The 24,018-nt window shown below is 61.9% G+C and carries 23 protein-coding genes and 1 pseudogene; 16 read left to right on the plus strand and 8 right to left on the minus strand.

All coding sequences use genetic code 11. The features are described 5' to 3' along the window. Nucleotides 1-20 precede the first annotated feature (20 nt). The 3 genes from ACSBOB_RS09625 to ACSBOB_RS09635 all read left to right on the plus strand — a co-directional run bounded on the left by ACSBOB_RS09625 (nt 21) and on the right by ACSBOB_RS09635 (nt 1,994). Nucleotides 21-716: a hypothetical protein gene (locus tag ACSBOB_RS09625; RefSeq protein ID WP_442582188.1), complete on the plus strand. Its 696-nt coding sequence runs from the start codon at nt 21-23 to the stop codon at nt 714-716. Nucleotides 717-726: 10 nt separating this feature from the next. After that, complete coding sequence (csgH, locus tag ACSBOB_RS09630; protein ID WP_442582189.1) at nt 727-1,104, plus strand: curli-like amyloid fiber formation chaperone CsgH; 378 nt, start codon at nt 727-729, stop codon at nt 1,102-1,104. Between the two features lie 149 nt (nt 1,105-1,253). Then, nucleotides 1,254-1,994, plus strand: a complete 741-nt coding sequence (locus ACSBOB_RS09635) for an AprI/Inh family metalloprotease inhibitor (protein WP_442582190.1) — start codon at nt 1,254-1,256, stop codon at nt 1,992-1,994. 243 nt (nt 1,995-2,237) lie between these two features. On the opposite strand, the pseudogene ACSBOB_RS09640 reads toward ACSBOB_RS09635, so the two are convergent. After that, a pseudogene (locus tag ACSBOB_RS09640) lies at nt 2,238-2,590 on the minus strand (hypothetical protein); the annotation flags it as partial. Nucleotides 2,591-2,695: 105 nt separating this feature from the next. On the opposite strand from ACSBOB_RS09640, the gene ACSBOB_RS09645 reads away from it, so the two are divergent. After that, complete coding sequence (locus tag ACSBOB_RS09645; protein WP_442582191.1) at nt 2,696-2,872, plus strand: hypothetical protein; 177 nt, start codon at nt 2,696-2,698, stop codon at nt 2,870-2,872. Between the two features lie 574 nt (nt 2,873-3,446). Here the strand turns inward: ACSBOB_RS09645 and istB are convergent. Both istB and istA read right to left on the minus strand, forming a co-directional pair. Continuing rightward, the gene (istB, locus tag ACSBOB_RS09650; RefSeq protein WP_442577702.1) at nt 3,447-4,259 is read right to left on the minus strand and encodes an IS21-like element helper ATPase IstB; all 813 of its coding nucleotides are present in this window, start codon (nt 4,257-4,259) and stop codon (nt 3,447-3,449) included. After that, complete coding sequence (gene istA / locus ACSBOB_RS09655; protein ID WP_442583696.1) at nt 4,249-5,778, minus strand: IS21 family transposase; 1,530 nt, start codon at nt 5,776-5,778, stop codon at nt 4,249-4,251. The genes istB and istA overlap by 11 nt, the downstream gene beginning before the upstream one ends. 114 nt (nt 5,779-5,892) lie before the next feature. Here istA and ACSBOB_RS09660 point away from each other — a divergent pair, with 114 nt between their 5' ends. The 10 genes from ACSBOB_RS09660 to ACSBOB_RS09705 all read left to right on the plus strand — a co-directional run bounded on the left by ACSBOB_RS09660 (nt 5,893) and on the right by ACSBOB_RS09705 (nt 17,124). Further along, nucleotides 5,893-6,843, plus strand: a complete 951-nt coding sequence (locus tag ACSBOB_RS09660) for a hydantoinase B/oxoprolinase family protein (protein ID WP_442582192.1) — start codon at nt 5,893-5,895, stop codon at nt 6,841-6,843. A 135-nt stretch (nt 6,844-6,978) separates the two neighbouring features. After that, complete coding sequence (locus ACSBOB_RS09665; protein WP_442582193.1) at nt 6,979-7,752, plus strand: TetR family transcriptional regulator; 774 nt, start codon at nt 6,979-6,981, stop codon at nt 7,750-7,752. Nucleotides 7,753-7,769: 17 nt separating this feature from the next. Further along, nucleotides 7,770-8,120: a hypothetical protein gene (locus ACSBOB_RS09670; protein ID WP_442582194.1), complete on the plus strand. Its 351-nt coding sequence runs from the start codon at nt 7,770-7,772 to the stop codon at nt 8,118-8,120. After that, nucleotides 8,117-8,413, plus strand: coding sequence for an SH3-like domain-containing protein (locus tag ACSBOB_RS09675; RefSeq protein WP_442582195.1), 297 nt, complete (start codon nt 8,117-8,119; stop codon nt 8,411-8,413). The genes ACSBOB_RS09670 and ACSBOB_RS09675 overlap by 4 nt, the downstream gene beginning before the upstream one ends. Before the next feature lie 4 nt (nt 8,414-8,417). After that, nucleotides 8,418-9,086 (plus strand): nitrile hydratase subunit alpha, encoded by a 669-nt coding sequence (gene nthA / locus ACSBOB_RS09680; protein ID WP_442582196.1) that lies wholly within the window; start codon nt 8,418-8,420, stop codon nt 9,084-9,086. An 83-nt stretch (nt 9,087-9,169) separates the two neighbouring features. Continuing rightward, nucleotides 9,170-11,569, plus strand: a complete 2,400-nt coding sequence (locus ACSBOB_RS09685; RefSeq protein ID WP_442582197.1) for a xanthine dehydrogenase family protein molybdopterin-binding subunit — start codon at nt 9,170-9,172, stop codon at nt 11,567-11,569. A 643-nt stretch (nt 11,570-12,212) separates the two neighbouring features. After that, nucleotides 12,213-13,772, plus strand: a complete 1,560-nt coding sequence (locus ACSBOB_RS09690) for a cyclic nucleotide-binding domain-containing protein (protein ID WP_442582198.1) — start codon at nt 12,213-12,215, stop codon at nt 13,770-13,772. A 1,023-nt stretch (nt 13,773-14,795) separates the two neighbouring features. Further along, entirely contained in the window at nt 14,796-15,554 is a 759-nt protein-coding gene (locus ACSBOB_RS09695; RefSeq protein WP_442582199.1) for an SDR family oxidoreductase, read from the plus strand. 228 nt (nt 15,555-15,782) lie between these two features. Further along, entirely contained in the window at nt 15,783-16,613 is an 831-nt protein-coding gene (locus ACSBOB_RS09700; RefSeq protein ID WP_442583697.1) for an alpha/beta fold hydrolase, read from the plus strand. A gap of 97 nt (nt 16,614-16,710) precedes the next feature. Further along, a complete protein-coding gene (locus ACSBOB_RS09705) occupies nt 16,711-17,124 on the plus strand; it encodes a cupin domain-containing protein (RefSeq protein WP_442582200.1) in 414 nt (137 codons plus the stop codon). 193 nt (nt 17,125-17,317) lie between these two features. Here ACSBOB_RS09705 and ACSBOB_RS09710 read toward each other — a convergent pair whose 3' ends face one another. After that, nucleotides 17,318-17,497 (minus strand): hypothetical protein, encoded by a 180-nt coding sequence (locus tag ACSBOB_RS09710; RefSeq protein ID WP_442582201.1) that lies wholly within the window; start codon nt 17,495-17,497, stop codon nt 17,318-17,320. 86 nt (nt 17,498-17,583) lie between these two features. Between ACSBOB_RS09710 and ACSBOB_RS09715 the strand changes: the two genes are divergently transcribed. After that, nucleotides 17,584-17,799 (plus strand): SDR family NAD(P)-dependent oxidoreductase, encoded by a 216-nt coding sequence (locus ACSBOB_RS09715; RefSeq protein WP_442582202.1) that lies wholly within the window; start codon nt 17,584-17,586, stop codon nt 17,797-17,799. Nucleotides 17,800-17,825: 26 nt separating this feature from the next. Then, entirely contained in the window at nt 17,826-18,197 is a 372-nt protein-coding gene (locus ACSBOB_RS09720) for an SDR family NAD(P)-dependent oxidoreductase (RefSeq protein WP_442582203.1), read from the plus strand. Between the two features lie 91 nt (nt 18,198-18,288). Here the strand turns inward: ACSBOB_RS09720 and ACSBOB_RS09725 are convergent, their stop codons facing one another. Genes ACSBOB_RS09725 through ACSBOB_RS09740 form a run of 4 tightly spaced genes read right to left on the minus strand, consistent with a single transcriptional unit; the run spans nt 18,289 to nt 23,438 of the window. Continuing rightward, nucleotides 18,289-18,993: a response regulator transcription factor gene (locus tag ACSBOB_RS09725; protein ID WP_442582204.1), complete on the minus strand. Its 705-nt coding sequence runs from the start codon at nt 18,991-18,993 to the stop codon at nt 18,289-18,291. Beyond that, a complete protein-coding gene (locus ACSBOB_RS09730; RefSeq protein ID WP_442582205.1) occupies nt 18,983-19,372 on the minus strand; it encodes a response regulator in 390 nt (129 codons plus the stop codon). Before ACSBOB_RS09730 ends, ACSBOB_RS09725 begins: the two co-directional genes overlap by 11 nt. A gap of 2 nt (nt 19,373-19,374) precedes the next feature. Next, nucleotides 19,375-20,016 carry a response regulator transcription factor gene (locus ACSBOB_RS09735; protein WP_442582206.1) on the minus strand — a complete coding sequence of 214 codons (642 nt, stop codon included), beginning with the start codon at nt 20,014-20,016 and terminating at the stop codon, nt 19,375-19,377. Continuing rightward, the gene (locus tag ACSBOB_RS09740) at nt 20,013-23,438 is read right to left on the minus strand and encodes a PAS domain-containing protein (RefSeq protein ID WP_442582207.1); all 3,426 of its coding nucleotides are present in this window, start codon (nt 23,436-23,438) and stop codon (nt 20,013-20,015) included. The genes ACSBOB_RS09735 and ACSBOB_RS09740 overlap by 4 nt, the downstream gene beginning before the upstream one ends. Nucleotides 23,439-24,018: the final 580 nt, after the last annotated feature.

Here is a 24,018-nt window from a genome sequence, read left to right on the forward strand (position 1 = left end):
ACAAAGAGTTTGTTCGCATTATGGGCAAATATACGGCTATTCTCGCGGGCATTCTCGTCTTTGGTTCCTTTCCGGTCTTTGCTGGCGACAACAACGTCCTGAAGATTATCCAGACCAGCCCTCCCGGCGCGCTCGCTGGCAACAACCTATCGTCAGACCAGTCGCTGGCCAACAACTCGCTTGTCGCCGGCCCGACGCAGCAGATGATCGAGGACGCGCTCGACGGCGCGCTTCATGTCGGCGACCTGTCCCGCATGGACCAGGCGACCGCGCCGTCCGGGGTTCAGTCAGGCCAGCGCAACACTGCGACGCTGACCATCGAAGGCAACGGCGGTCAGTTGCTGCTTCTCCAGGACAATTCGGCTGGCGGCACGTCGGGCAATTCGGCTCAGCTGAGCGCGTTTGGAGCCGATTCCCTTGGCGCCGTCCTGCAGATCGGCGATGGCAACGATGCATCGCTGACCGTCGGCGGTGGCGCGAGCGGTCTGATCGTGCAGAACGGCAGCGGCAATGCCAACTCACTCACCGTAGGCCCCGGTGGCAGCGGCGAGATCATTCAGAACGGCAACGGCAACACCTTCTCCACGTCGGTCGCCGCCAACACCTCCGTAACCATCACGCAGAACGGCAACAATCTGAGCCCGGTCGGCGTGACGGGCATGCAGGTGTTCTCGACGTCGCCGGGAACGGTTTCGATAAACCAGACCAGCTTCTAACGAAGCTTCCATGCGCCGCGCGGCTGCACTCGTCGTAGGTCTTGCCGCCGCCTGCAGTGTAGGCGACGCGGTGGCGCAGGATGGAGGCGCCGTTGCGGTTCCCTCCATCGCCATCGTGCCTACGGAGGCCGGTGTCCAGATCACCGCATCGGCCGTCGGCTTTGGCGCTGCCGAAATCGAGGGCTCGGTTGAGATCGACCGTACCGGCGGTTCGGGCACAGTGACCACGCGCCAGAACCGTACGCTGAAGCTCTCCGCCGGCCAGTCCCAGGACATAGCCAGGACGGTGCTTTCTCTTGCCAAGGGCGACCGCATCTCCATCAGAGTGGTACTTCGGGAGGAGGGGAGGGTGATCGGCGAGGCCAATGTTTCGGCGGGCGAACCCTAAGGCAAACGCCAGGTCTCGAGTTCCCGTTCAAACTCCCCGGCCTGCCGCGTCTTTTCTTTGCGAAACCTGCACTTGTGCTATAGAAATCGCGGCGCGTGAGTTGACAAACCTCTCCCTAATTTTCGACTTTTACGTAACGGAGGGGAGCCATGAAAGTAGCGAGATTTTTGACGGTCATGTTGGCCGCGGCCGGCGCGTTGTCGCTGGCCACGATGGTGCGGGCGCAGTCCGTGGACCAATTCCTCCAGGCATTCAACGGCAGCTGGCAACTCGTCGATGGCCGCTACTCCAACCCTCCGTCGACCTGCAATATGGTGCTGGGCTCGAAAGCTGAAGCAGACGGCCGCTTCGCTGTCGAGGGACAGGGCTGCCGCGGCGAGGCCGCTATGGTCAAATCCTGGGGCGTCAGCGAGGGGCAGATGACCCTGTTCGATGCCTCCGGCGCGGTGATCGCCCGTCTTGGCGGCAGTCAGCGGCGGATTAGCGGCACAAGTACATCGGGCTCTCCGTTGATATTCGAGAAGGTAGGTGTTGCCGGCACTGCAGCCATGCTCGAGGCTGCCAGGCGGGCCGGCGGCTGCTTCTATTCGGGCTTCACCAGCAAGTGTGTGGATGCGGCAGAGGCCGCGCCTCCCGCGCCGGAACGCGCCAGCGTGCAGGTCCTAGTCAACCTGAACGTCCGTGCCGAGGCGCGCGACGACGCCGAGGTGGTCGGCGTGGTGCCGACGCAAACCTGCGTCACGACCGAACTGTGCTTGATGGCGACCGACGGCGCTTGGTGCCGCGCCAAATTCGGCGAGACGACCGGCTGGATGCGAAAGCTGGCCTTGCGCCAGAACCGCTGGGCCATCGTCACCTTCGAAAACTTTTGTCCCAAGCAGGGCAGTTAGACTTTCGATTCAGTAGACGGTTCTGTCGCAATCCCACGCGAGAGATGCGCTCGGCGCAGACTTGGGCCGTTCAGGCGGCGAGGATTTCGAACTGTTCGGCGATCGACGGCCTGGGATTGTAGGCATACCTCGCCTGTCTTTTGCGCATCATGTGGATCATCTCGATGCCGGATAAAATCATGGCGGCGCTCGTCTGCGACTTGAGGCCGAGCATGGATCGGATGCGCTGCTTGATGCGCCGGTGACGGTCCGCTTGCGCCGGTTGAAGCGCTCCAGCAGTTGCGGCGCGAAGCGCACGACCCAGCGATGCACGGTGGAGTGATCGAGGCTCAGGCCACGTTCAGCCATCATTTCTTCCAGATCGCGCAGGCTCAGATTGTAGGCAAGGTACCAGCGTACGCAAAGCAGGATCACCGACTGGTCGAAATGACGGCCCTTGAACATGACGACTCCCGAAAACAAAGAGCCTTCATGCCCTCGCCGTCATTACAGAAGAGTTTGCGAAAGAACCGAAATCGGTAATACAGCCAAACTGCATGGGCGATGATCTGAGGCGGAAAACGGTGGTGTTTGAAGCTGACGGCTGGCGTGTTCATGCCGCAGCTTCTAGGTCAACGATCGCTGAGCAAAAGTTAGCGTGACAACACCTTCGCTGGTTTTTTCAAGGACAAACGGAGGAAAAACCCTGCAGCGACGATATCGTGAGCGACATGCTCGCCACCGGCAAGCTCACCGCACGCGGCACGCCGGCCGAGATCATGACGCCCGAAGCTCTGACCGTCATGGCCCATCCGCTGAACCGCCCGGCCAGTCCTAGTAACGACCGAAAACCGAAATCCTATACCGATCAGCACCGTTCCGTTGACGAACTTGTTTGAACGACAGCGGCTCTTTCGTGGCACTGATGACCGGCGTGACGAACGGTGACAGGCGCTCGCAGATCATGAGCAGAGGGGCGACGGCCTGCAGAGGGACAGCCGAATATCCCATCTAAACATTTAGTCCCGCTGCGGAAGGCATCCTAATCCGGATCGGTTCTCAGCGGAAATCAACACCCTGCCCATCGAGATAGTTCCAGATTGGAACGATAATAACTATTTTTCGGGTAGGTAGCCGATCCTGATACACTTGACTCGACAGGAAAATGATGAATTAGTTCTAAGAACGAACTAATTTCGGGTGTTGCTCATGCTCGCTGGTCTCGTCAGCGCTATCTCCGATGCATCTCCCGCCTCCGTTGCAGTCGACCAATCGTTTCCGGGCACTCGGCTTCGCGATTGGCAGGAGCTGAGGCTTTCGGGTTTGGACCCGAGCGGTTTCTTTTGTCCCAATCTCGGATGTTTCCTTGTGCGATGGCATGACCGGCTCGTCCTTTGCGATGCGGGGATAGGGCCGGGTGTTGATTTTCACTGAGAACTGACCCGGCATTTTCACCGAGAAGTGACCCGCCCTTCATGTATGTTTTGGTTCTGCGGGGACGGTCAAGGTTCTAGCTTTCTCCTTTGCTCTTTTCGGCTCTTGGGCAGAGCTGTTCTTGAACCGGAAGCTGTCGTTCCCGGTCTCCAGGATGTGGCAGTGATGGGTCAGCCGGTCGAGAAGCGCGGTTGTCATCTTGGCATCGCCAAAAACGGTCGCCCACTCGCTGAAGCTGAGGTTTGTGGTGATGATCACGCTGGTGCGTTCGTAGAGCTTGCTCAGCAGATGGAAGAGCAATGCGCCACCTGATGCGCTGAACGGCAGATAGCCGAGCTCATCCAGGATAACGAGATCGGAATGCACGAGGCGATTGGCGATCTGGCCTGATCGTCCCTGTGCCTTTTCCTGTTCGAGCGCATTGACCAACTCGACAGTCGAGAAGAAGCGAACCCGTTTGTGATGATGCTCGATGGCCTGCACGCCAAGCGCGGTCGCAATATGGGTTTTGCCTGTGCCTGGGCCGCCGACGAGGACAACATTGTTGGCGTCATCGATGAACTCGCCACGATGAAGCTGACGCACCAGGGCCTCGTTTATCTCACTGCTGGCGAAGTCAAAGCCATTGAGATCGCGATAGGCTGGAAAGCGCGCCGTCTTGAGCTGATAGGCTGTGGACCTGACCTCCCGTTCCGCCGTTTCGGCCTTCAGCAGTTGCGACAGGATCGGAATGGCGGCTTCAAATGCGGGCGCCCCCTGTTCGGTGAGTTCGCCGACAGCTTGCGCCATGCCGTGCATCTTCAGGCTTCGAAGCATGATGACTATTGCGCCGCTGGCAGGGTTATGACGCATGGCGCACCTCTGCGGCCTTCCTCAAGGCATCGTAGCGCTCGACGTTTGCCTTCGGCTCATTGGTGAGCGTTAGGGCCTGAGGAGCACTGATGGTCGGGGGTGTGAGCGATTTGCCGTCGATCAGACGATGGAGCAGATTCAGCACATGGGTTTTGGTTGGAACGCCGGCTTCCAACGCCATCTCCACGGCACATAGCACGGCCTGCTCGTCGTGTTGCAAGACGAGCGCCAGGATGTCGACCATCTCGCGATCGCCGCCTGGCTTCTTGAGCAAGTGTTGTTGCAAATTCCTGAACGCATCGGGGAGTTCAGCAAACGGTGCTCCGTTGCGCAGCGCGCCTGGTTTGCGCTGAACAACAGCCAGATAGTGGCGCCAGTCATAGATCGTCTGACCCGGCCGATCATGCGAGCGATCGATGATGCGGCGATGCTCACAGAGGATCAAACCCTCCGCGGCAACAACGATGCGATCCGGATAGATCCGAACGCTGACAGGCCGATTGGCAAAGGATGCCGGAACGCTGTAGCGGTTGCGCTCTAAATGCACGAGACAGGTCGGGGAGACCCGTTTGGTGTATTCGACAAACCCGTCGAAGAGACGTGATGTCGGCATGAGGGCCTGGGATTCCTCTGCCCAGATATCGGCAATGGTGCCGCGCATCTTTCCATGCGGGGTCTTCTGCCAAAACTCCTTGCATCGAAGCTCCAGCCAGTCGTTCAGGGCTTCGAGCGAGGCAAAGCGCGGAATGGGTTGCCACAGGCGATGACGCGCATCCTGGACGTTCTTCTCGACCTGCCCCTTCTCCCAGCCTGACGCTGGATTGCAGAACTCGGGTTCGAACAGGTAGTGGCTGGCCATCGCCATGAAGCGGACGTTGACGTCGCGCTCCTTGCCGCGCCCGACCTTGTCGATCGCCGTGCGCATGTTGTCGTAGATGCCGCGCCGGGGAACGCCGCCAAAGACACGGAAGGCATGATTGTGGGCGTCGAACAGCATCTCGTGCGTCTGCAGCAGATAGGCTCGAACGATGAAGGCCCTGGAGTAGCTGAGCTTCGTATGCGCCACCTGCAGCTTGGTGCGCTCGTTGCCGATGATGGCCCAATCCTCGGACCAATCGAACTGGAACGCCTCTCCAGGCTCGAACGCCAGCGGCACGAATGTCCCTCGTCCTGTCGTCTGCAATTCCCTCTGAAGATTTGCCTTCCACTCCCGGGCGAAAGCAGCAACACGACCGTAAGACCCCTCATAGCCAAGGCTCACCAGATCGGAATGGAACTGCTTGACGGTCCGCTTCTGTTTGCGGTTCTTCTTTGCTTCCGCCCTCAGCCAGGCCGACAAACGGTCGGCAAACGGGTCAAGCTTGCTCGGCCGCTCCGGAACCTTGAACTGAGGCTCCACGCCATCAGAGCGTAGATATTTGCGGATGGTGTTCCGCGACAGGCCAGTCCTACGGCCAATCTCACGGATCGATAGATTCTCTCGAAAATGCCAGCGTCGGATTACGCTCAATAACGCCATGTCGATCACTCCAATGCCCCCACTGTCATGCAGGGGTGGTTCAAACATGGGTCAATTCTCGATGGAAATATCCTGCGCTGCCGGGTCAGTTCTCAAAGGCAATCAACAGTCAAGGTGGCTGGCGACCAGCTTGCCATCTCCTTCGACGGCAGTTCACCGCAGGTCAAGGGAGCCATCAACTCGACCCTATCCTTCGTCAAATCCGCGACCTATCTGGCGGTGCGCTGCGTGCTTGAATCCGATGTGCCGAACAATTCCGGCGTCTATCGATGCATCGACGTCGACGCGCCGAAGGGTACGGTTCTGAACCCGAACTTCCCCGCGCCTGTCGCGGCGCGGGCCTTGACCGGATACCGGGTCGCCGACACGGTGCTGGGAGCGCTGGCTGGAATCGTGCCGGAGCGCGTCGTCGCCGCCGGCGAAGGCGGCAACTCCGTCGTCTGCCTCGGCGGCTACGACAAGGCGACCGGCGAGCCCTTCATCGTCGTCGACATGATCAATGGCGCTCTGGGCGCGCGCGCCACGCGCGACGGCATAGACGCCATCACCAACCCGACCCAGAACATGTCGAACATGCCGATCGAGATCATGGAGGCCACCTATCCGCTCCGCATCGAAGAGTATTCCTTGCGCGAGGATTCCTGCGGTGCGGGACGAACGAGGGGCGGGTTGAGCGTCGTTCGCCAGTATCGGCTGCTCGCGGACGAAGCGATCCTGCAATTGCGCACTGATCGCTACCACACCGCTCCCTACGGTCTGTTCGGCGGGAATGGCGGCGCTCTGTCGCGCAACTATCTCATCCGCGACGGTCGCAGCGAACTCCTTGCCAGCAAGGTGACCCGCGAAGTTGGCAGGAATGACGTGATCCGTCACGAGCAGGCCGGCGGCGGCGGTTACGGCAATCCCTACGACCGGCCCTTCGGCGCAATACTTGGAGATGTTCTGGACGGGAAAATCAGCTTGTCGTATGCGCGCGAACATTTCGGCGTTGTCCTTGCCGGCAACGCGATCGATGAGGCCGGCACATCGGCATTGCGCAAGTCGAGGCAAATAGCACAGGCATGATCAGCTTGACCGAACCGACTTGTATGACGCCAAAGGATCGGCGATGCCTTCATTCGGATTGCCGGGAGGATCTGGCCGCGCATGGGATCGCGAGGTGGAGGTCCAAGTGAAGGCGTTGGAACGCGGAGGACATGCATGACCGCATCGGCTGCAACCGGAAAACCGCGAAAGACCGTTGAGGTCCCGACGGCCGCGGCCTTGCCCGACCAACCGTCTGGGCGTGGCGCACGGAGACTGAACGTGACGCCGCAGCGCAACGCGGTCAAAACCCAGGATCGCATTCTAAGCGCCGCCCAGGCCGAATTTGCCGGCAAGGGATATGATGGAGCTCGCGTCGAAGCCATCGTCTCGCGCGCCAAGGTCAGCAAGAACCTCGTCTACTACTATTTCGAAAGCAAGGAGCAGCTTTACATCCGTGTGCTGGAGCGTATCTACGAAACGCTTCGCCGGCGCCAGGACGAACTTACCCTGCTGGGGGTTGAGCCGGTCGCCGCGATGACCGCGCTTTGCGAAAAAACCTTTCAGGTGTTTGTCGACGAGCCGGACATCATCACCATACTGAACACGGAGAACCTCCATCGCGGCCGGCACGTCAAGAAGTCGCCGATCATCCGGATGCTTTACGAACGTCTGGCGTCTTCGCTGTCGACGATCCTCGATCAGGGTGTCGAGGCCGGGGTCTTCCGGCGAAATCTGGACCCGGTCGATCTCTACATTTCCATGTCCGGCCTCGGCTATTTCTACCTGTCCAACAAGTATACCTTGTCGCTGATCTTCGATCGCGATTTGAAGACGGCCGAATACGTCGAGCAGCGCAAGGTGCACATCGTCGATATGATCATGCGCTACGTCCTGGTCAGCAACATCGATTCTCCAGCCGACTATCCCATACGGAAACGTGAGGAATGACCCGGGAGCTTTCCGCAATGAACGAACTCTGCGGCGATCAAGCATCGCCGGAAGCGGCGGCACACGATCATCACGACTGCGGAGGGAAGCCTGCGGGTCCCGTCGATGTGGTCCATCACGACGCGACCCATTGGGAACTGCGCGTCGATGCGGTTTACCAGTTGCTGGCCGATTCGCGGCGCAACATTCTCCGGGCCGACGAATTGCGCTGGATGCGCGAGTCACTCAGCGCCGAAGATTACGACCGCTTCAACTACTACGAGCGCTGGGTGGCGGCGATGTCCAGGATTCTGGTGTCGAAGCAGATCGTTACGCAGGATGAGCTTGCCGCAAAGATGGACGAGATCAGGAGCCGAAAGACCGAATGAGCGCGCGATTTCGCATCGGCGACCGTGTTGGCGTCTCCACGCGTCGCCAGGCCGGCCATGTGCGGACGCCGAACTACGTCAAGGGAAAGACCGGACGCATCCTCGACGTTCGCGGCGCATTCCTCAACCCGGAATTGCTGGCGCAGGGCGAGCCCGGCCTACCCCGCCGGTATCTCTACAGGGTAGAATTCGATTGGCATGAGGTCTGGCGCGACGCTTCGACGTCGAGCGCGGACCGGATCATTGTGGATATCTACGAGCACTGGCTGCTGCCGGCAGAGAGCATGGAGTGAGAAGATGAGCGGCTCCCACGACCACGGAACTCACGACCACGCCGGCCACCATCATGACGATCATGCGCCGATCGAACACGCGGCAGCGCGCGACCACGATCCTGAAATCCGCATCATGGACCAGGCAATCCGGGAGTTGCTCGAGGAAAAGGGTATCATCTCGCCCGCCGAGATCCAGCAATGCATAGAGGCCCTGGAGGGACGCAACGGCGGCATACGCGGCAAGGAGATGATTGTGCGGGCCTGGACCGATCCCGCCTTCCGCGACCTGCTTCTCTCGGATGGCCAGGCGGCCCTGGCCTCGATGGGACTCGGCCTTGGCGGTCCGGAATTCGTCGTGGTCGAGAATACGCGAGAAATTCACAATGTCATCGTCTGCACGCTCTGCTCCTGCTACCCGCGCGGTGTGCTCGGCCTGCCGCCAAGCTGGTATAAAAGCTCCGAATATCGCTCGCGGGTCGTGCGCGAACCGCGAAAGGTGCTGAAGGAGTTCGGGACGGTTCTGCCGGACGACGTCGAAATCCGGGTCCACGACAGCTTGGCGGATCTTAGATACATGGTATTGCCGATGCGCCCCGCCGGCACCGAGGGCTGGTCGGCGGAGATGCTGGTCGAACTGGTTGGCAGCGACGCGATGATCGGGGTGCGGCAGGCGGACTCTCCGACGCGGTGAGGCTTCTCTCCGGCCACGGCTACGCCACCACGCTTTCAAATATCGGCAAGCGGTCCCGGCGCGCCCCGCACGCGGCAACCGGCATGCTGTTCGAAACTGACAGTCATTGGCACCCAGAAAGGGGGCGCGAGACGGTGGTAAAGGGAGGGATCGGCCAATCGGTCGAGAGACGCGAGGATATACGCTTCCTCCGCGGCTTGGGGCGCTACACCGACGACATATCGGCGGCTATGTCCGGCGCCCTCCACATGGTGGTCGTGCGCTCGCCGCATGCGGCGGCGCGCATCCTCTCGATCGACGCCGGGGCGGCTCGAAACGCGTTCGGCGTGTGCGCCGTGCTGACGGGCGATGACATGGCGGCGGAAAACTTCCATCCCCTGCCGGTGCGGATGCGGCGGGAGCGCCGCAACGGCCAGACGAATTTCGTGCCGCCCTACCTGCCGCTCGCCGTCGACGCCGTCCGCCATGTCGGCGACGCCGTGGCCGTCGTCGTCGCGGAAACGCACGACCAGGCCAGGGATGCAGCCGAACTTGTCGATGTCGCCTACGAGTCGACGGACTGCGTGACGGAGGTCAGCCTTGCGGCCTCGCCGGAAGCTCTGCGCGTATGGGTCTCCGAACCGGACAACATCTGTTTCGACCAGCGGTGGGGTGACTCGGCTGCCTGCGACGCCGCCTTCGCATCGGCAAGACACGTGGTATCGGAGCGCTTCGTCATCAGCCGCGTCGCGACCAGTTCGCTGGAGCCGCGTTCGGCGCTTGGCGCCTTCGATCGGAAAACGCAGCGATACACGCTCCATGCCGGACTTCAGTCGCCGCACGAAATGCGCAACGACATCGCCGCCGTCTTTCGCCTGCCGCCCGATCGCTTCCGCCTCGTCTCGCCGGACGTTGGCGGCGCCTTCGGCCTCAAGGGAAGTTTTCACCCGGAACTCGTCCTGGTCCTCTGGGCATCCCGCCTGACCGGACGACCTGTCAGGCACGTTTGCGACCGTTCGGAGGCTTTCCTGTCCGATCACCAGTCGCGCGACCATGTGTCGGAGGTCTCGCTGGCATTGGATGAAGCCGGCAGGTTCCTCGGCCTGCGCGTGTCGACGCTCGCCAATCTCGGCGCCTATATCGCCTCCGACGGCCTGCATTCACCTACCAACAACATCGGCGGCCTCGCCGGGCAATACACGACGCCCGCCTTCGATGTCCGCGTCCAGGGCGTGTTCACCCACACGCTGCCGACCTGTCCCTATCGCGGCGCCGGCCGTCCCGAGGCGTCGTTCTACATCGAGCAGATCATCGACAAGGCGGCCCGCCGGCTCGGCATGGACAGGGCCGAGATCAGGCGCCTGAACATGATCCCGCCCGAGGCGATGCCCTTCAAAACGCCGCTCGTCTTCACATATGACAGCGGTGAATTCGAGACCGTCCTCGACAAATGCATGGCTGCCGCCGACTGGTCCGGCTTCGAAGCCCGCCGCTCGCAGGCAAAGGCACGGGGCATGCTGCGCGGCATCGGTATTGCCTGCGTCATCGAAGTCGCAGGCGGCCCGCACAGCAGGCCATTCGAGGAATCCGCGGAAATCCGGTTCGACGCCACCGGCAAGGTAAAGATCCTGGCCGGCAGTCATTCGCAAGGCCAGGGCCACGAGACGGTCTTCGTCCAGATGGCTCGGGAAATCCTCGGTGTGCCGGCTGACGACGTGCAGATCATTTATGGCGATACCGACATCGTGGCGCACGGGCGCGGCACATTCGGATCGCGCACCATGATGGCGTTCGGCGCCGCCTTCACGCGCGCGGCACAGAAAATCATCGACAAGGCCAGGATCATCGCCGCCCATCTTCTCGAGGCCGACGAGCGCTCGATCGAGTTCACCGACGGTCACTTTTCGGTCCGCGGCGCCAATCGGCACATTTCCCTGACCGACATCGCCTGTGCGGCGTTCGTCCCCGCACGAATGCCTGCGGGGCTTGAGATCGGCCTGTGCGAGCGCGCCATCGTCGCCCTCGACAAACCCACCTTTCCGAATGGCTGTCACATCTGCGAGGTTGAGGTCGATCCGCTGACCGGCCTTGCCGACATTGTCTCCTACACCGTCATTGACGATGTCGGAACGGTCGTGAATCCGAGGCTCGTCAAAGGCCAGATTCATGGCGGCGTCGCACAGGGCATAGGCCAGGTGTTGAGCGAGCAGGTCGTCTACGCCGATGACGGTCAGATCGTCACCGGGTCCTTCATGGACTACGGAATGCCGAGGGCCGACGGCCTTCCCCTGATGCAGGTCGAGAGCCATGCAGTCCCCACCGCCACAAATCCGCTTGGCGTGAAAGGCGCCGGAGAGGCCGGCACGGTAGGCTCCCTCCCTGCGACGATGAGCGCCATCAAGGATGCGCTGATGCCGGCGGGTGTCGATCACATCGACATGCCCGCAACCCCTTTGAGAATTTGGCAGGCGCTCAATGTCACCGGGAAAAATTCGGCAACATAGAAATTTCGCCCAATTCTTCGGTTGTCGCGCAGTCGCCATGACTTTTCCGCGGGCTGATGATCGAGGAGACAGGAACTCCTTGGGGAATTCATCACCACGCGGGCGTCTGACCGATCTGATGTGAGTCAACGGCCATCAACGAGATCGGCATCTTGTTCTCCGTAAGGGGAGGGCGAAGCTGCAGGTCGGCAATAGGGTTTTCTCTGGTTCTGTTGCCAACTCGTGTTGGAGACGGGATGAGCCCAATGCCCGACAGCGTTATCCAGTCAGGATCTCAAACTTCTCGGCAAGTGACGGCGCTGGATTACAGGCGGGCGGGTATCCTGGCACTCCGGATAGTCCGCCAAGGTCGATCTCCAAGGACATCATAGACCAACGTATCGAACGCACGCGTCCTTGGTACGATGGCTCGCGTCTCGAAAAGGTTGGCATGGTTGTGCGCCCTTGACCCAACAAGAGGGGCCGGAACGATGCAGGATCCCGTCCGTCCAAAGGGCGGTCCGATCATCCGGCAAGCGAGGCTCCCGGGCCGGAAATCGAACGTTGATGTGGCACTGAGCCTACCGCTCATCGTCCCTCGGATACGCGGTCGGTTCTTGCAGGAAACGGGGCTGTATTGATCGAACAGGGCAACGGCAGAACCATGGCTGAACTCACTATGGCGCCAGACGAATGGAGCCTCCCGCTTCTTTCCATCGCCTCGGTCGGCCTTGCCGGTATCGTCGTCTGGCATCTCATTCCAAGACGTCGGGCCAATGCGCGGCTGATCGTTCAGATCGGCTTTTTCCTCACCATGTCGGTGATGCTGCTCGACCAGCATGTCGTTCCGTACGAAGCCCCGCGCGGAGACGTGACGATAGCTGCCACAGTCCTGGCGGGGGTGGTCAAGCTGCTCTGGTGGCTCCATCTCGCCTGGGCGTTGATCGGTTTCGTACGCATCTATCTGGTCGTCGAGCGCAAGCCGCGCGAGGCACGCCTGCTGCAGGACCTCGTGGTCGGTGTGGTCTATGCCGGAACGCTGCTGTCGATCCTCGCCTTCGTCTTCGCCATGCCGGTCGGAACGCTCATCGCCACGTCCGGTTTATTCGCCATCATCCTCGGACTGGCGCTGCAGAACACGTTGAGCGACCTGTTCTCGGGCATCGCGCTCAATCTCGGCCGTCCCTATGTGCTTGGCGACTGGATCGTGCTCAGCGACGGCACCGAGGGCCGGGTTGTCGAAACCAACTGGCGGTCGACGCATCTCCTCAACTCGGACCACAACGTCGTGGCATTGCCGAACAGTTTCCTTGCCAAGCTCGGGCTGACCAATGTCAGCAGTCCGGACGAGAGCCACGGGCTTTCCCTAACAGTGCGGATGGCGCCGACCAAGATGCCGGCCATTGTCGTAGATGTGATGCGCACAGCCCTTTTGAGCTGCAACGCGATCCAGAAGGAGCCGCCGCCCCTGGTCAAGATCAACGGGCTGGATGCGATGGCGATCGAACTCGAACTCATCTTTCGTGTCGCCAGTATCGGCCAGCGCGTCGCGGCGCGGAATGAAATCTTCGACCTCGTCTATCGGCATTCCAAATCTACCGGCCTGCTTCTGGCCATGCCGGCCGTCTCCTCCGTTTCCCTGACCGACCTGCCCACGGAAGAGACGGCCGCGCCGCCGCGGGTTGCTCCAGTCGACCTCATCAGGGCTATCCCATTCTTCTCGGCACTGACCGACGATGAACAGGAGGCTCTTGGGGCGACAGTCACGGTGCGCACGTACCGCGAGGGCGAGACTATCGCGCGGCAGGGCGAGATGCTGCCATCCCTGATGATCGTCCGGGCAGGTGTCATTGTCCGTCAGAGGGAAGACGGCGATGGCCACCTTCAGGAAACCGGCCGGCTCGCGCCCGGCGACTTCTATGGCGAGACGGGTCTGCTTGCCGGCATCGGCGAGGTGTCCACGCTGCAGGCGGCGAGTCACGTCGTGGTTTATGAGATTGACCAGAATAGCTTCGCTCCACTGCTGCTCGCCCGGCCCGAGATGGCCGAGGAACTCGCGGCGATCCTGTCGGCCCGCATGGCTGCCTTCGATGAGCCCGGCGCGCCGGGACAACGTCACACCAGTTCAAGAATCGCGCTGCTCAGGGCCATCCAGGCGGTGTTTCGCGCCGTCCCGTTCAAGCACGTTTCATCAACTCAGCCAGCCGGACATGAAAAAGGCTAGGGGACCCACCGCGATACCAACAACCGACGTCGGCGTAGCCGTCGCCGTTTCCCTTGCCTCTGTTGCGCAGGCGTTTCTCTGAACTATTTGTAAGTCATTGGTTACGGATCGCGTCAATCTCGTCGACTGACTACCGCAGTTCCGCCCTTCCCATTGCCCATCGCTGTTTCAGGCGAGTATCGGGGGCAATCGCAAGATTACGTTTGTGCTGAATCCAAGAGCGCCCTCGACATCGACACTCCCGCCATGCTCCTCGGTGAGATGCTTCACCATCGGCAGGCCGACGCCGCCCAGGGCCAGGCCCTTCGTGGCGAGAACGGATCGAAGGCAGGGCCACGGTCTCCCACGTCATCCCGATACTCCTGTCCCCGATGGGAAGCCCGACAAGGGTGGTAGCACCTTGAAAAACCGCCTCCGCCGCGACGGAAATCAACCCGCTACCGGCATCGCGGCGCGCGCATTGAACGCGAGGTTCAGAACCGCATTTCTGCAACCCCAGGCGATCGCCTGGATCACGCGCCACGCGTTTCAGCGCGGATGACACGACCTGGTTGCCCAGATTGTGAACGATGCCTGCTGCCCCGTTGCCCGGCCGTACAAGCTAAGACCTCCCCGATCGATTGGATCGAGGACCAGCGCGAGCCATATCGCCGCATATGCCTCGCCATGATCTCGGCGGATCGGCCTATTCGGGACTATGCGGAACTGGCATCCGCCCGTCGATCGCGGAGATCGAAGCCGCTGGCGCGGACTTCGCGGCGTACAAAATCGATCGCTATCCACGCCGATCGTTGAGCCGGACGATGCTTGGAGCGCCGCCTTGCACCCGTCCCCAAGAGCGGGTCCCATCCTCTGGACGAGCCTGCCCTAGACCTTCGCATCGTCCGACAGACGCCTACGTCCGATGGTTTGGCCGGCGGCTCCATCGCATTCTCAGTTGCGAAATCGAAATAATCCCCAGCGGCTGCAAGGACCGCTTGGGTGGTCAATCCCATCCCTGAAGCGCGAACAAGGAGATTCGACATGAAGATCGTGGTTATTGGCGGCACCGGACTTATCGGCTCGAAGACGGTCGAGAGGCTGCGCAAGAAGGGTCATGAGGTGATCGCGGCGTCGCCGAACAGCGGCGTCAACACGATCACCGGCGAAGGCCTGGCCGAGGCTCTGGCGGGAGCGCAGGTCGTCATCGACCTGGCGAATTCACCGTCGTTCGAGGACAAGGCCGTGCTGGAGTTCTTCGAGACCTCCGGCCGCAACCTGCTCGGCGCCGAGGCCAAGGCTGGCGTGAAGCATCACATCGCGCTTTCGATCGTGGGCACCGAACGCCTGCCCAAGAGCGGCTACCTGCGCGCCAAGGTGGCCCAGGAGAAACTGATCATGGCTTCCGGGATACCCTACACCATCGTCCATTCGACGCAGTTCTTCGAGTTCCTAGGCGGCATCGCGCAGTCGTCGACGGTCGGCGACACCATCCACCTGCCGCCCGTCTCGTTCCAGCCCATCGCATCAGACGACGTCGCCGACGTGATGGCGGATGTGGCGCTTGCGTCGCCGCTTAACGGCACGATCGACATCGCCGGGCCAGAGCGGGTGCGCTTCAACGAAATGGTGGCGCGGTTCCTGAAAGAGACCAAGGACCCGCGCAAGGTGATCGCGGACCCGCATGCGCTGTATTTCGGCACGGAACTGGAGGACGGCTCGCTGGTGCCGGCCGGCAAGGCGCGCATCGGCGCGATCCGTTTCGAAGAGTGGCTCCCTCACGCCTCGCTCCAGCGGCACTGATCGGCGTTCGCCGCCGAGACACTACCGCTGTCGGGCGCGTCCCGGTCTCAGGCAAGACGAGAGATCGAAACGATGAGAGACGACTTTCATTTCCGCTACGAGCCATCGCGCCGCGCCGTCCTGCTGGACGGACTGGCCGTCACGGTTGCAGCCGGGCTGCCTCTGGCCGCGCCTGCACGGGCGGAGCGCGGGCAGGCTCTACCCTCTCCCAATCCAGGAACAACGACCATGAACGCGATCACCATCAAAGACGGGACGCAGATCTACTACAAGGACTGGGGGCCGAAGGATGCCCAGCCGATCGTCTTCCATCACGGGTGGCCGCTCAGCGGCGACGATTGGGATGCGCAGATGCTCTATTTTCTCGATAAGGGTTTTCGCGTCATCGCGCATGATCGGCGCGGCCATGGCCGCTCAGCACAGGTGAGCGACGGTCACGACATGGACCACTATGCGGCCGACGCGGCAACCGTCGTCGACCATCTCGACCTCGGCAATGCAGTCCATATCGGCCACTCCACGGGCGGCGGAGAAGCGGCCCGCTACGTCGCCCGCCATGGCAAGGGGCGCGTCGCGAAGCTGATCCTCATAGGCGCCGTGCCGCCGATCATGGTGAACACGCCAGCCAACCCCGGCGGGCTTCCGGTCGAAGTGTTCGACGGCTTGCGAAAATCTCTCGCCGGCAATCGGGCGCAGTTCTATCTCGATTTCGCGGGTGGCCCGTTCTACGGCTTCAACCGGCCGGGCGTGACGCCGGTTGCGGGCGTCGTTCAGAACTGGTGGCGGCAAGCCATGTTGGGCAGCGCCAAGGCGCAGTATGACGGTATCAAGGCCTTTTCGGAGACCGACTTCACGGAAGACCTGAAAGCCATCGATGTGCCGACACTCGTGATGCACGGCGACGACGACCAGATCGTGCCGATCGCGGACTCGGCGGTGCTCTCCGCCAAGATCCTGAAGTACTCAACCCTCAAGACCTACGAGAAATTTCCCCACGGCATGTGCACGACCCATGCCGAGACGGTGAACCCCGACCTGCTCGCCTTCATCAAGTCATAGGCTTTCGCCGCGTCCCCCTGGCGAGAGCCCGATCGCCGGCCCCCCCGCCGGCTGGCGATCACCCATCCATCCTCAACCGCAAACTGGAGCCAAGACGATGATCAGAACCATTCTCCGTGCCGCAGCCCTCGCCGCCACCTTCGCAACCGGGGCCATGGCCCACGATTCGGTGGGCGAACATGTGAAGCTCATCTACGACCACGAACTGCCCAACGTGCCGGGCAAGAGCATGCGCGCCGTGCTGGTCGAATACGAGCCGGGCGGCACGTCCTCCGCCCATACGCATCCGAACTCGGCCTTCATCTTTGCGACGGTCCTTGAGGGCGCGATCCGCAGCAAGGTCAATGACGGGCCGGTCACGACCTTCAGCGCCGGCGAGAGCTTTTCCGAATATCCCGGCGACCGCCACGGCGTCAGCGAGAATGCGAGCAAGACCGAGCCCGCCAAGCTGCTCGCCGTCTTCGTCGTCGATACCGCCGAAACGGAACTGACGACCTACATCGACGAATGAGGTCGAGGATCCCGCGGATAACGACAGGGCCGCGCCGCCGAAGCGTTCGATCGGTTCGGCGGCACGGACGACGAGACGAGGGTACTGCGATGCTTATCGACAAACTGCACGCCCTGACATCGTCGCACCTCGCCGGTTTAGCGTCCCCGGCGCAGCCGGTGTCCGAACTGATGAGCCGGTCGATCCGTGCGGCCTACAGGATGACGTCCAGGCGGTCTGGCAGATCATGGCCGCGCGAAACCTGCAGAACGTCCCCGTGTTCGACGTCCGCTTCAAGCCACTCGGCATACTGGATATCCGCGACGCGACGCGCGCCCTGTTCGAGCAGGAGGAAATGCTGGAGCGGATGCTGTTCAACTACGTCAACCGGCATCGGCTATCGCTGATTTCCCATCCCGTACAGACGACGCAATCCATCAGACAATTCGTCCGGCCCACGGACTGGCCAGGAACAAGATCATGTCCACATTGAATGACAAGCCCGTCATCGTCACCGGCGGAAGCTCCGGCATCGGCCGCGCCGCGGCGCTGGGCTTTGCAAGGCGAGGGGCAAAGGTCCTCATCACGGGACGCCGCCAGGCATTGCTGGAGGGGGTGGCCGCCGGGCATCCGAATATCGTCGGCCTCGTCGCCGATGCCGCAGAGCCCGAGGATGCCGCATGCACTGTTGCGTAGGCAATCGACCTCTGGGGCGTCTGGACGTGCTGGTGAACAATGCCGGGGCGGGCGCCATCATGTCGCTTAGCGAAGCCACCGCCGAGCGGATCGTCAACATCTTCGCCGTGAATGTCGTCGGCCCAAGCCTGCTGGTGCGGGCGGCGCTTCCCCACCTGGCGGCGGCAAAGGGTGCGATCGTCAACATATCGAGCACGTTCGGCCACAAGCCCGGAGCGGCGCATGACCCGGTGCTTCTGCCATATCGCCGAGTCCAGGCCGGAAACAACCTACGACAATTTCGTCCGGGATTTCGGCGAGCGCCATGTGCCTGGATATCGGGTTCCCTCTTCCGTCGACCTGGTGTCGAACGCGCCCTTCGAAGAATAGGCGCCACAAGCGTCGGGCTGTCCGCTTGAATCCATCGCACCCGACGAATTCGCCTTTCAGTCCGTCTCCCCGGCGTCGATGTGGTTTTCCGCGACGCCAGTTGATGACGCAGGGGCCAGATCAAGCCAACGTCTTGCCGGCGCCGGTCTCGCGCAACGGCGCAGGCAATGTTTCCCACGCCCGGATCAGGTCGCCGATGGAAACGGCCTCCATCTTGCGCATGACATTGCCGCGATGCAGCTTCACCGTCACCTCGCTGATACCGAGGTCGAAGGCGATCTGCTTGTTGAGGCGCCCGCGCGCCACCTCATGCAAAACCTCGCGCTCGCGGGGCGTCAGTGTCTTGAAGTGTTCGACATTGTGCTTGACGACAGCCGCTTCCGCCCGCCGCGCCGCATCCATGCCAATGGCTGCGGTCACAGCGTCAAGCAGGGTCTGGTCCCGCACCGGCTTGGTCAGAAAATCCACCGCGCCAGCTTTCATCGCCTGCACCGTCATCGGGATGTCGCCGTGGCCGGTGAGGAAGATGATCGGCTTGGGGTTGCCGCATTGGGCCAATTGACGCTGCAGGTCGAGGCCGCTCGCGCCGGGCATGCGCACATCGAGGATCAAGCAGCCGGGCTTGCCAAGTATGTCGGCCTCGAGCAATTCGCGGGTCGAGGCAAAGCAAACTGGCTGGAACCCCGCCGAAAGGATCAGCTCGGACAGCGCTTCCCGGACGGGCGCATCGTCATCGACAACGACGACGAGCGGCTGTTCCTCCTCAATCTTCCGTCGCTGTGGCAATACCGCGGGTCTGGGCTGGAATGGCTGGTCAATTCTCACGAGTCCCCTCCATCTTTCGATTGTGTAGCGCTTCGCCGACGGCCGCGAGCAGGGCTTGGGCGTCGAAGGGTTTCCGAAAAAACCCGCTGATGCCCTGGGCGCGGACCTGATCCGCTATCTCGTGGCGACCGGTGATCAAGAAAACCGGCAATTCTGGACGCGTCTTCTTCACCAGGTCGCGAAGCTCGAGGCCGTTCATGCCAGGAATTCCGATATCGGTTATGAGCACGTCCAGGCCGGTCAGACCGCCAATGAGCAACGACCTCGCCGAAGAGAAGCTGCGGGCCACATAGCCAGCGGACTCCAGAAGATCCTCCAACGACTCGAGCAGCCTTGGATCGTCGTCGACAATCGCCACGACCGGTCTTCCCTTGCTCACGCTCAATTCCCTCCCGTTCGGCGGGAGTGGGTGATCGGTATTTCCAGCCGCTCCGCTATACGCACGAGATCGGCAAGCGACGCCGCCGCCATTTTCTGCATGACATTCCTTCTATGGATTTGCAGCGTAACCTCGCTGATCTCCAGTTCGGCGGCCGCCTGTTTGTTGAGAAGGCCACTCACCACCAGTGGCAGCACTTCGCGTTCGCGTGGGGTGAGCTCAAGATAGCACTGCCTCAGCAGGCCCAGTTCGGCGCGTTCGGATCTTGTCTGTCGATCCTGAGCAATCGCCGCGCGGATTGCGGCCATGAGATCCACATCACTGAAGGGCTTGGTCAGGAAATCCACGGCGCCGCTCTTGATCGCCCTGACGGATGACGGGATATCGCCGTGCCCTGTGATAAAAACGATCGGCGGGTGGTCCCCCTCGGCAATCTGCCTCTGCAGATCGAGACCGTTGATGTCCGGCAGTTCGACATCGAGGATGAGGCAGGCGGGGGCGTCCGGCTTGTCCGCGCCGACATAATCGCCGGCCGATCCGAACGCGATGGCGCGCATGCCGTGCGACTCCAGGAGTTCGCCGAGCGCTTCCCGGATGCGTTCGTCGTCGTCGACGATGAAAACGATGTGATCGGCAGCCGTCATTGCGCCGTCTTCCCTTCAACCGGCAACGTAAAGGCGAATGTCGCTCCACCCGGTTCGTTGTTTTCCACCCACAACCGTCCGCCGTGCGCCTCCACGATCGAACGGCAGATCGCGAGCCCCATGCCCATCCCATTCTCCTTCGTCGTGAAGAAAGGCTCGAACATCCTGTCGGGCGACACGACGCCCGGGCCACGGTCGCTCACCGCTGTCTCGACCACGTCGCCGATCCGGCGCACCTGGACACGAAGAACCCTGTCGCCCGCAGTGGAGTCCATCGCCTCCAGGCCGTTGCGGATGAGGTTGATCAGGACTTGCTGGATCTGAACGCGATCGTGCGCGACAGGGGGCAGATCGTCTTCGACCACGACGTTCATGCGAACGCGCCGCCTTGCCGCTTCCTCGCGCATCAAATCGTGCGCCTCGGCGACAGCGCTGTCGAGCCTGGTGCTGTCCCTCATCTCGACGGACTGTTTGAACAGGGCGCGGATGCGCCCGACGACATCCGCGGCAGAGTTGGCGTCCCGGATGATACGCTCCACCGTTTTCTGCGCCCGCTCGATGTTTGCCGGTTCGGCATTGAGCCAGCGGTGGCAGGCATGCGAATTTGCTACGATCGCCGCCAATGGCTGATTCACCTCGTGGGCGATCGAAGCCGAGAGCTCCGCGAGGCTCGCCGCCTGGCTGGCGCGCGCCAGACTTTCCTGCGCCAGACGCAACCCTTCCTGCGCCCGAACCTCGCTTTCGATGTCCAGGCAGATGACGTTCCACTGGACGATGGCGCCGTCCGCGTCGCGCATAGGCGCGGCCCGGGTCTCGACCCAGCGATATTCGCCGTCGAAGCGCCGCAGGCGGTGCCTCCGCGCGTAAGGCTCGCCGTTGGACAGCGAATAAGCATATCTTTCCTTGACGCCCGCCAGATCGTCGGGATGAACACCGGCTTCGAGTGTCCCGGACAGCCGGGACTTTCCTGTCCCGTCCAGGTCCTCGAGATTATATCCCAGGAATTCCCGGAGTTGCTGGCTGCGATAGACCGGCTCGCCATCCGGCGCGGCGCAATCGATCATGGCAGGCAAAGTTTCGACGAGCTGCCACAGGAAGCGTTCTCTCTCCCTCAATGCTTCTTGCGAACGCACCAGGTCGTCGATGTCGAAATTGACGCCGTTCCAGCGCACGATCGCGCCATCGGCGCCGCGCATAGCAGTGGCATGCGTTTGAACCCATCGATAAACGTCATCGAATCGCCGCTGGCGATGCCTGACCATATAAGATTCGCCGGTGGCCAGGCTCTCGGCAAACAGCATCCCCACGGCCTCCAAATCGTCCGGATGGATCGTCGCGGCGAGTATGCTGGAGAGCCGAGCACTGTCAGGCTCGTCCTTTGCATTCATGTCGAAGCCGTAGAACTCGCGCAACTGCCTGCTGAAGTAGAACGGCTCACCGGCTGGCGTCGTGCACCATAGGCGCGCGGGGAGCGTTTCAACCAGTTCGCGCAGTGATCGCTCGCTTTCGCGTAGCGCTTCCTGCGCACGGACCTCTTCATCGATGTCGAGGGAAACGCCGTACCATTGCACGATCGCTCCTTGTTCGTCGCGCCGGGGCTCGACCCTGCATTCCGTCCAGCGATAGGCGCCATCCTTCTCGCGCCAGCGAAATCGCATCGAGGAGGCGTCGCCGGTTTCGAAACAACCGCGCAAGGCACGCCCAATCCCGGGAGCGTCTTCCGGATGAATCAGCTCCTGCATCAGATTCTCGATACGCTGCTCGCCGAGAGACCCGGGGTTGGCGATGACGGATTTGAGATGATCCTGGTGGCGCTTGTTGAAATAGATCGTTCCACCTGCGGGAGCGGTTCTCCATATGCGGACCGGCACCGCGTCGATCATCTCCTGGAGCTGCCGCTCGCTGCGCCGCAGCGCCTCTTCGGCCTTCACCTGGTCGTCGATGTCATGGCAGATGCCGTACCATTGAAGGATGCGCCCACCCTGATCACGCATCGGCGCGGCGCGGCTCGACATCCAGCGATAGACACCGTCGGCGCGGCGCAGGCGATACCGCATCGCGAAGTTCTCGCCGCTGACTAGGCAAAGGCCGAGGGCGTCCCTGAACGCCGCCGCGTCCGCCGGATGGACAGCAGTCTCGATGAGCACCGCGAGCCGGCTCATGCCGGGCCTTTCGGTATCCGCGACGTCAAATCCTAGAAAATCAACCATGCCCTTGTTGAAGAAGGTCGGTTCGCCGTCCGGCTTCAGCCGCCAGATATGGCTCGGAACCATGTCTACGAGCTGTGAGAGCTCCCGCTCCCGATCGCGCAACGCCGCCACGGTTTTCTTGTAGACATCGATGTCCAGCGCGATGCCGAACCATCCCGTGATGCGGCCCTGACTGTCGCGTGTTGGCCGCGCGGCGGTTCGAGCCCAGACATAGGTGCCCGTCAACCGCCGAAAGCGAAACTCGACATTGAAGTGATCGCCCGTCTCCAGGCAGTGACGCCAGGTGGCGGCGACCTGGTCATAGTCGTCCGGATGGAGCAGCCGCTTCCAGGCCGTATGCCCCTCCTGCAACGAAGCGTTCTGATCCTCCGGCGTTACCCCAAGGGAATTCTGGGCAAACGGATGCAGGTGAATCCACCTGCCGGCCGCATCGAATGCCCATCCGTTGCCGAATATGCTTTCGACAGCTCTCGCCGACCGGAGTGGCTCGGCTTCGTCGTCACCCGATGCGTGCAGTCCCGCCGTGGCTAGGGGTTCCCTGTCCGTCACCAACTCATCGATGTCGACGCTCACACTATAGCCGGGTTCCGATCGGGTCTCGGTCCAGCGATAGCTGCCGTCGGCCTGGATTTGCCGATGCCTCGTGACCTGGGGAACGCCTGTCCAGAAAGCACGCGCGGCAGCATGAGCCGTCCCGATCCGATCGTCAGGATGGATATTGCCCAGCGAATGCGGCACATCGGGCGCGGCCTTTTCCTCGAGCGCGGCCTCGGCCACGTCCGCAAATCGTTCCTTGACGGTGGACGGAACGTCGCCGTCCATGATCGCGCCGCACCACGCGACGACGCGGCCCTGGTCGTCGCGCAAAGGCTGTCCCGAGCTTCTGCTCCAGCCGTAGGCGCCGCTGGCGCGCAGCATGCGATGTTCGACCGTATAGTGCTCGCCTGTTTGCAGGCAGCGGCGCCATGTCGCGGCGACGACGTCATAATCGTCTGGATGGATTATCCGCTTCCAGCCGGAAGGCCCCTGTGCCGAAGGCGAACTGAATTCCTCCAGCGCCATGCCGAGAAGCGACAGCGTCGCCGGGGTCATGTAAATGAGCTTGCCGGCCGCGTTGGCCGCCCATGCGTTGCCGACCACGCTTTCGATGAGCCGCGCCGCACGCAAGGCTTCGGAGTCGATTTCGGAAGGCGGGTTGGACGCTGTCGTCATTGCTTTCTCCTGCTGGACAAGCAAGGCTCGGGGGCCGTCGACGATGCGTATAGCACTTGTGCTCAATGTCCGGACCCAGGCTGACGAACTCACGCGCCACTCTAGTCCGGTCATGCCTGAGCCGCATCTCATGGAAATCCATGCATCGCGCTGAATGCGGCGAACCGGCCGGCGCGCCAGCCTAACCTTCGGGATGAGGCCTCTAAGGCCATCCGAGTGAAGACATCGGCCTCACGCATGATGGCCGGATTCCGATCATCGCGGCATGATTTGTGGGCGATTGAACCTCAATCGCGTTCAAGGAGATCCTTGTGAACATCGCCACCAGACCATCGGCTCACGCCGGAGCGCGGAAAGTCGCGGAACCTCGTGTCAACTATTTCGAGCGGACCTCGTCAAAAAAGCTTGGTGGGGTTCTTGCAGCTACTCGGCAAAGCTCCATCGAAGGGCCGATTCGGGATCTGGTCGATATTCGCTCTGCATGAATGAACGGCTACAGCTGCTGCCCGGGCATGCACGCCAAGCAGGCCAGAATCCAAGGCGAGCGGGAACTGCCTCTACCATCGGCGCGAATACACTA

Source organism: Mesorhizobium sp. KACC 23794 (assembly GCF_052180275.1).
In the GTDB taxonomy this organism is placed as follows: Bacteria; Pseudomonadota; Alphaproteobacteria; order Rhizobiales; family Rhizobiaceae; genus Kumtagia.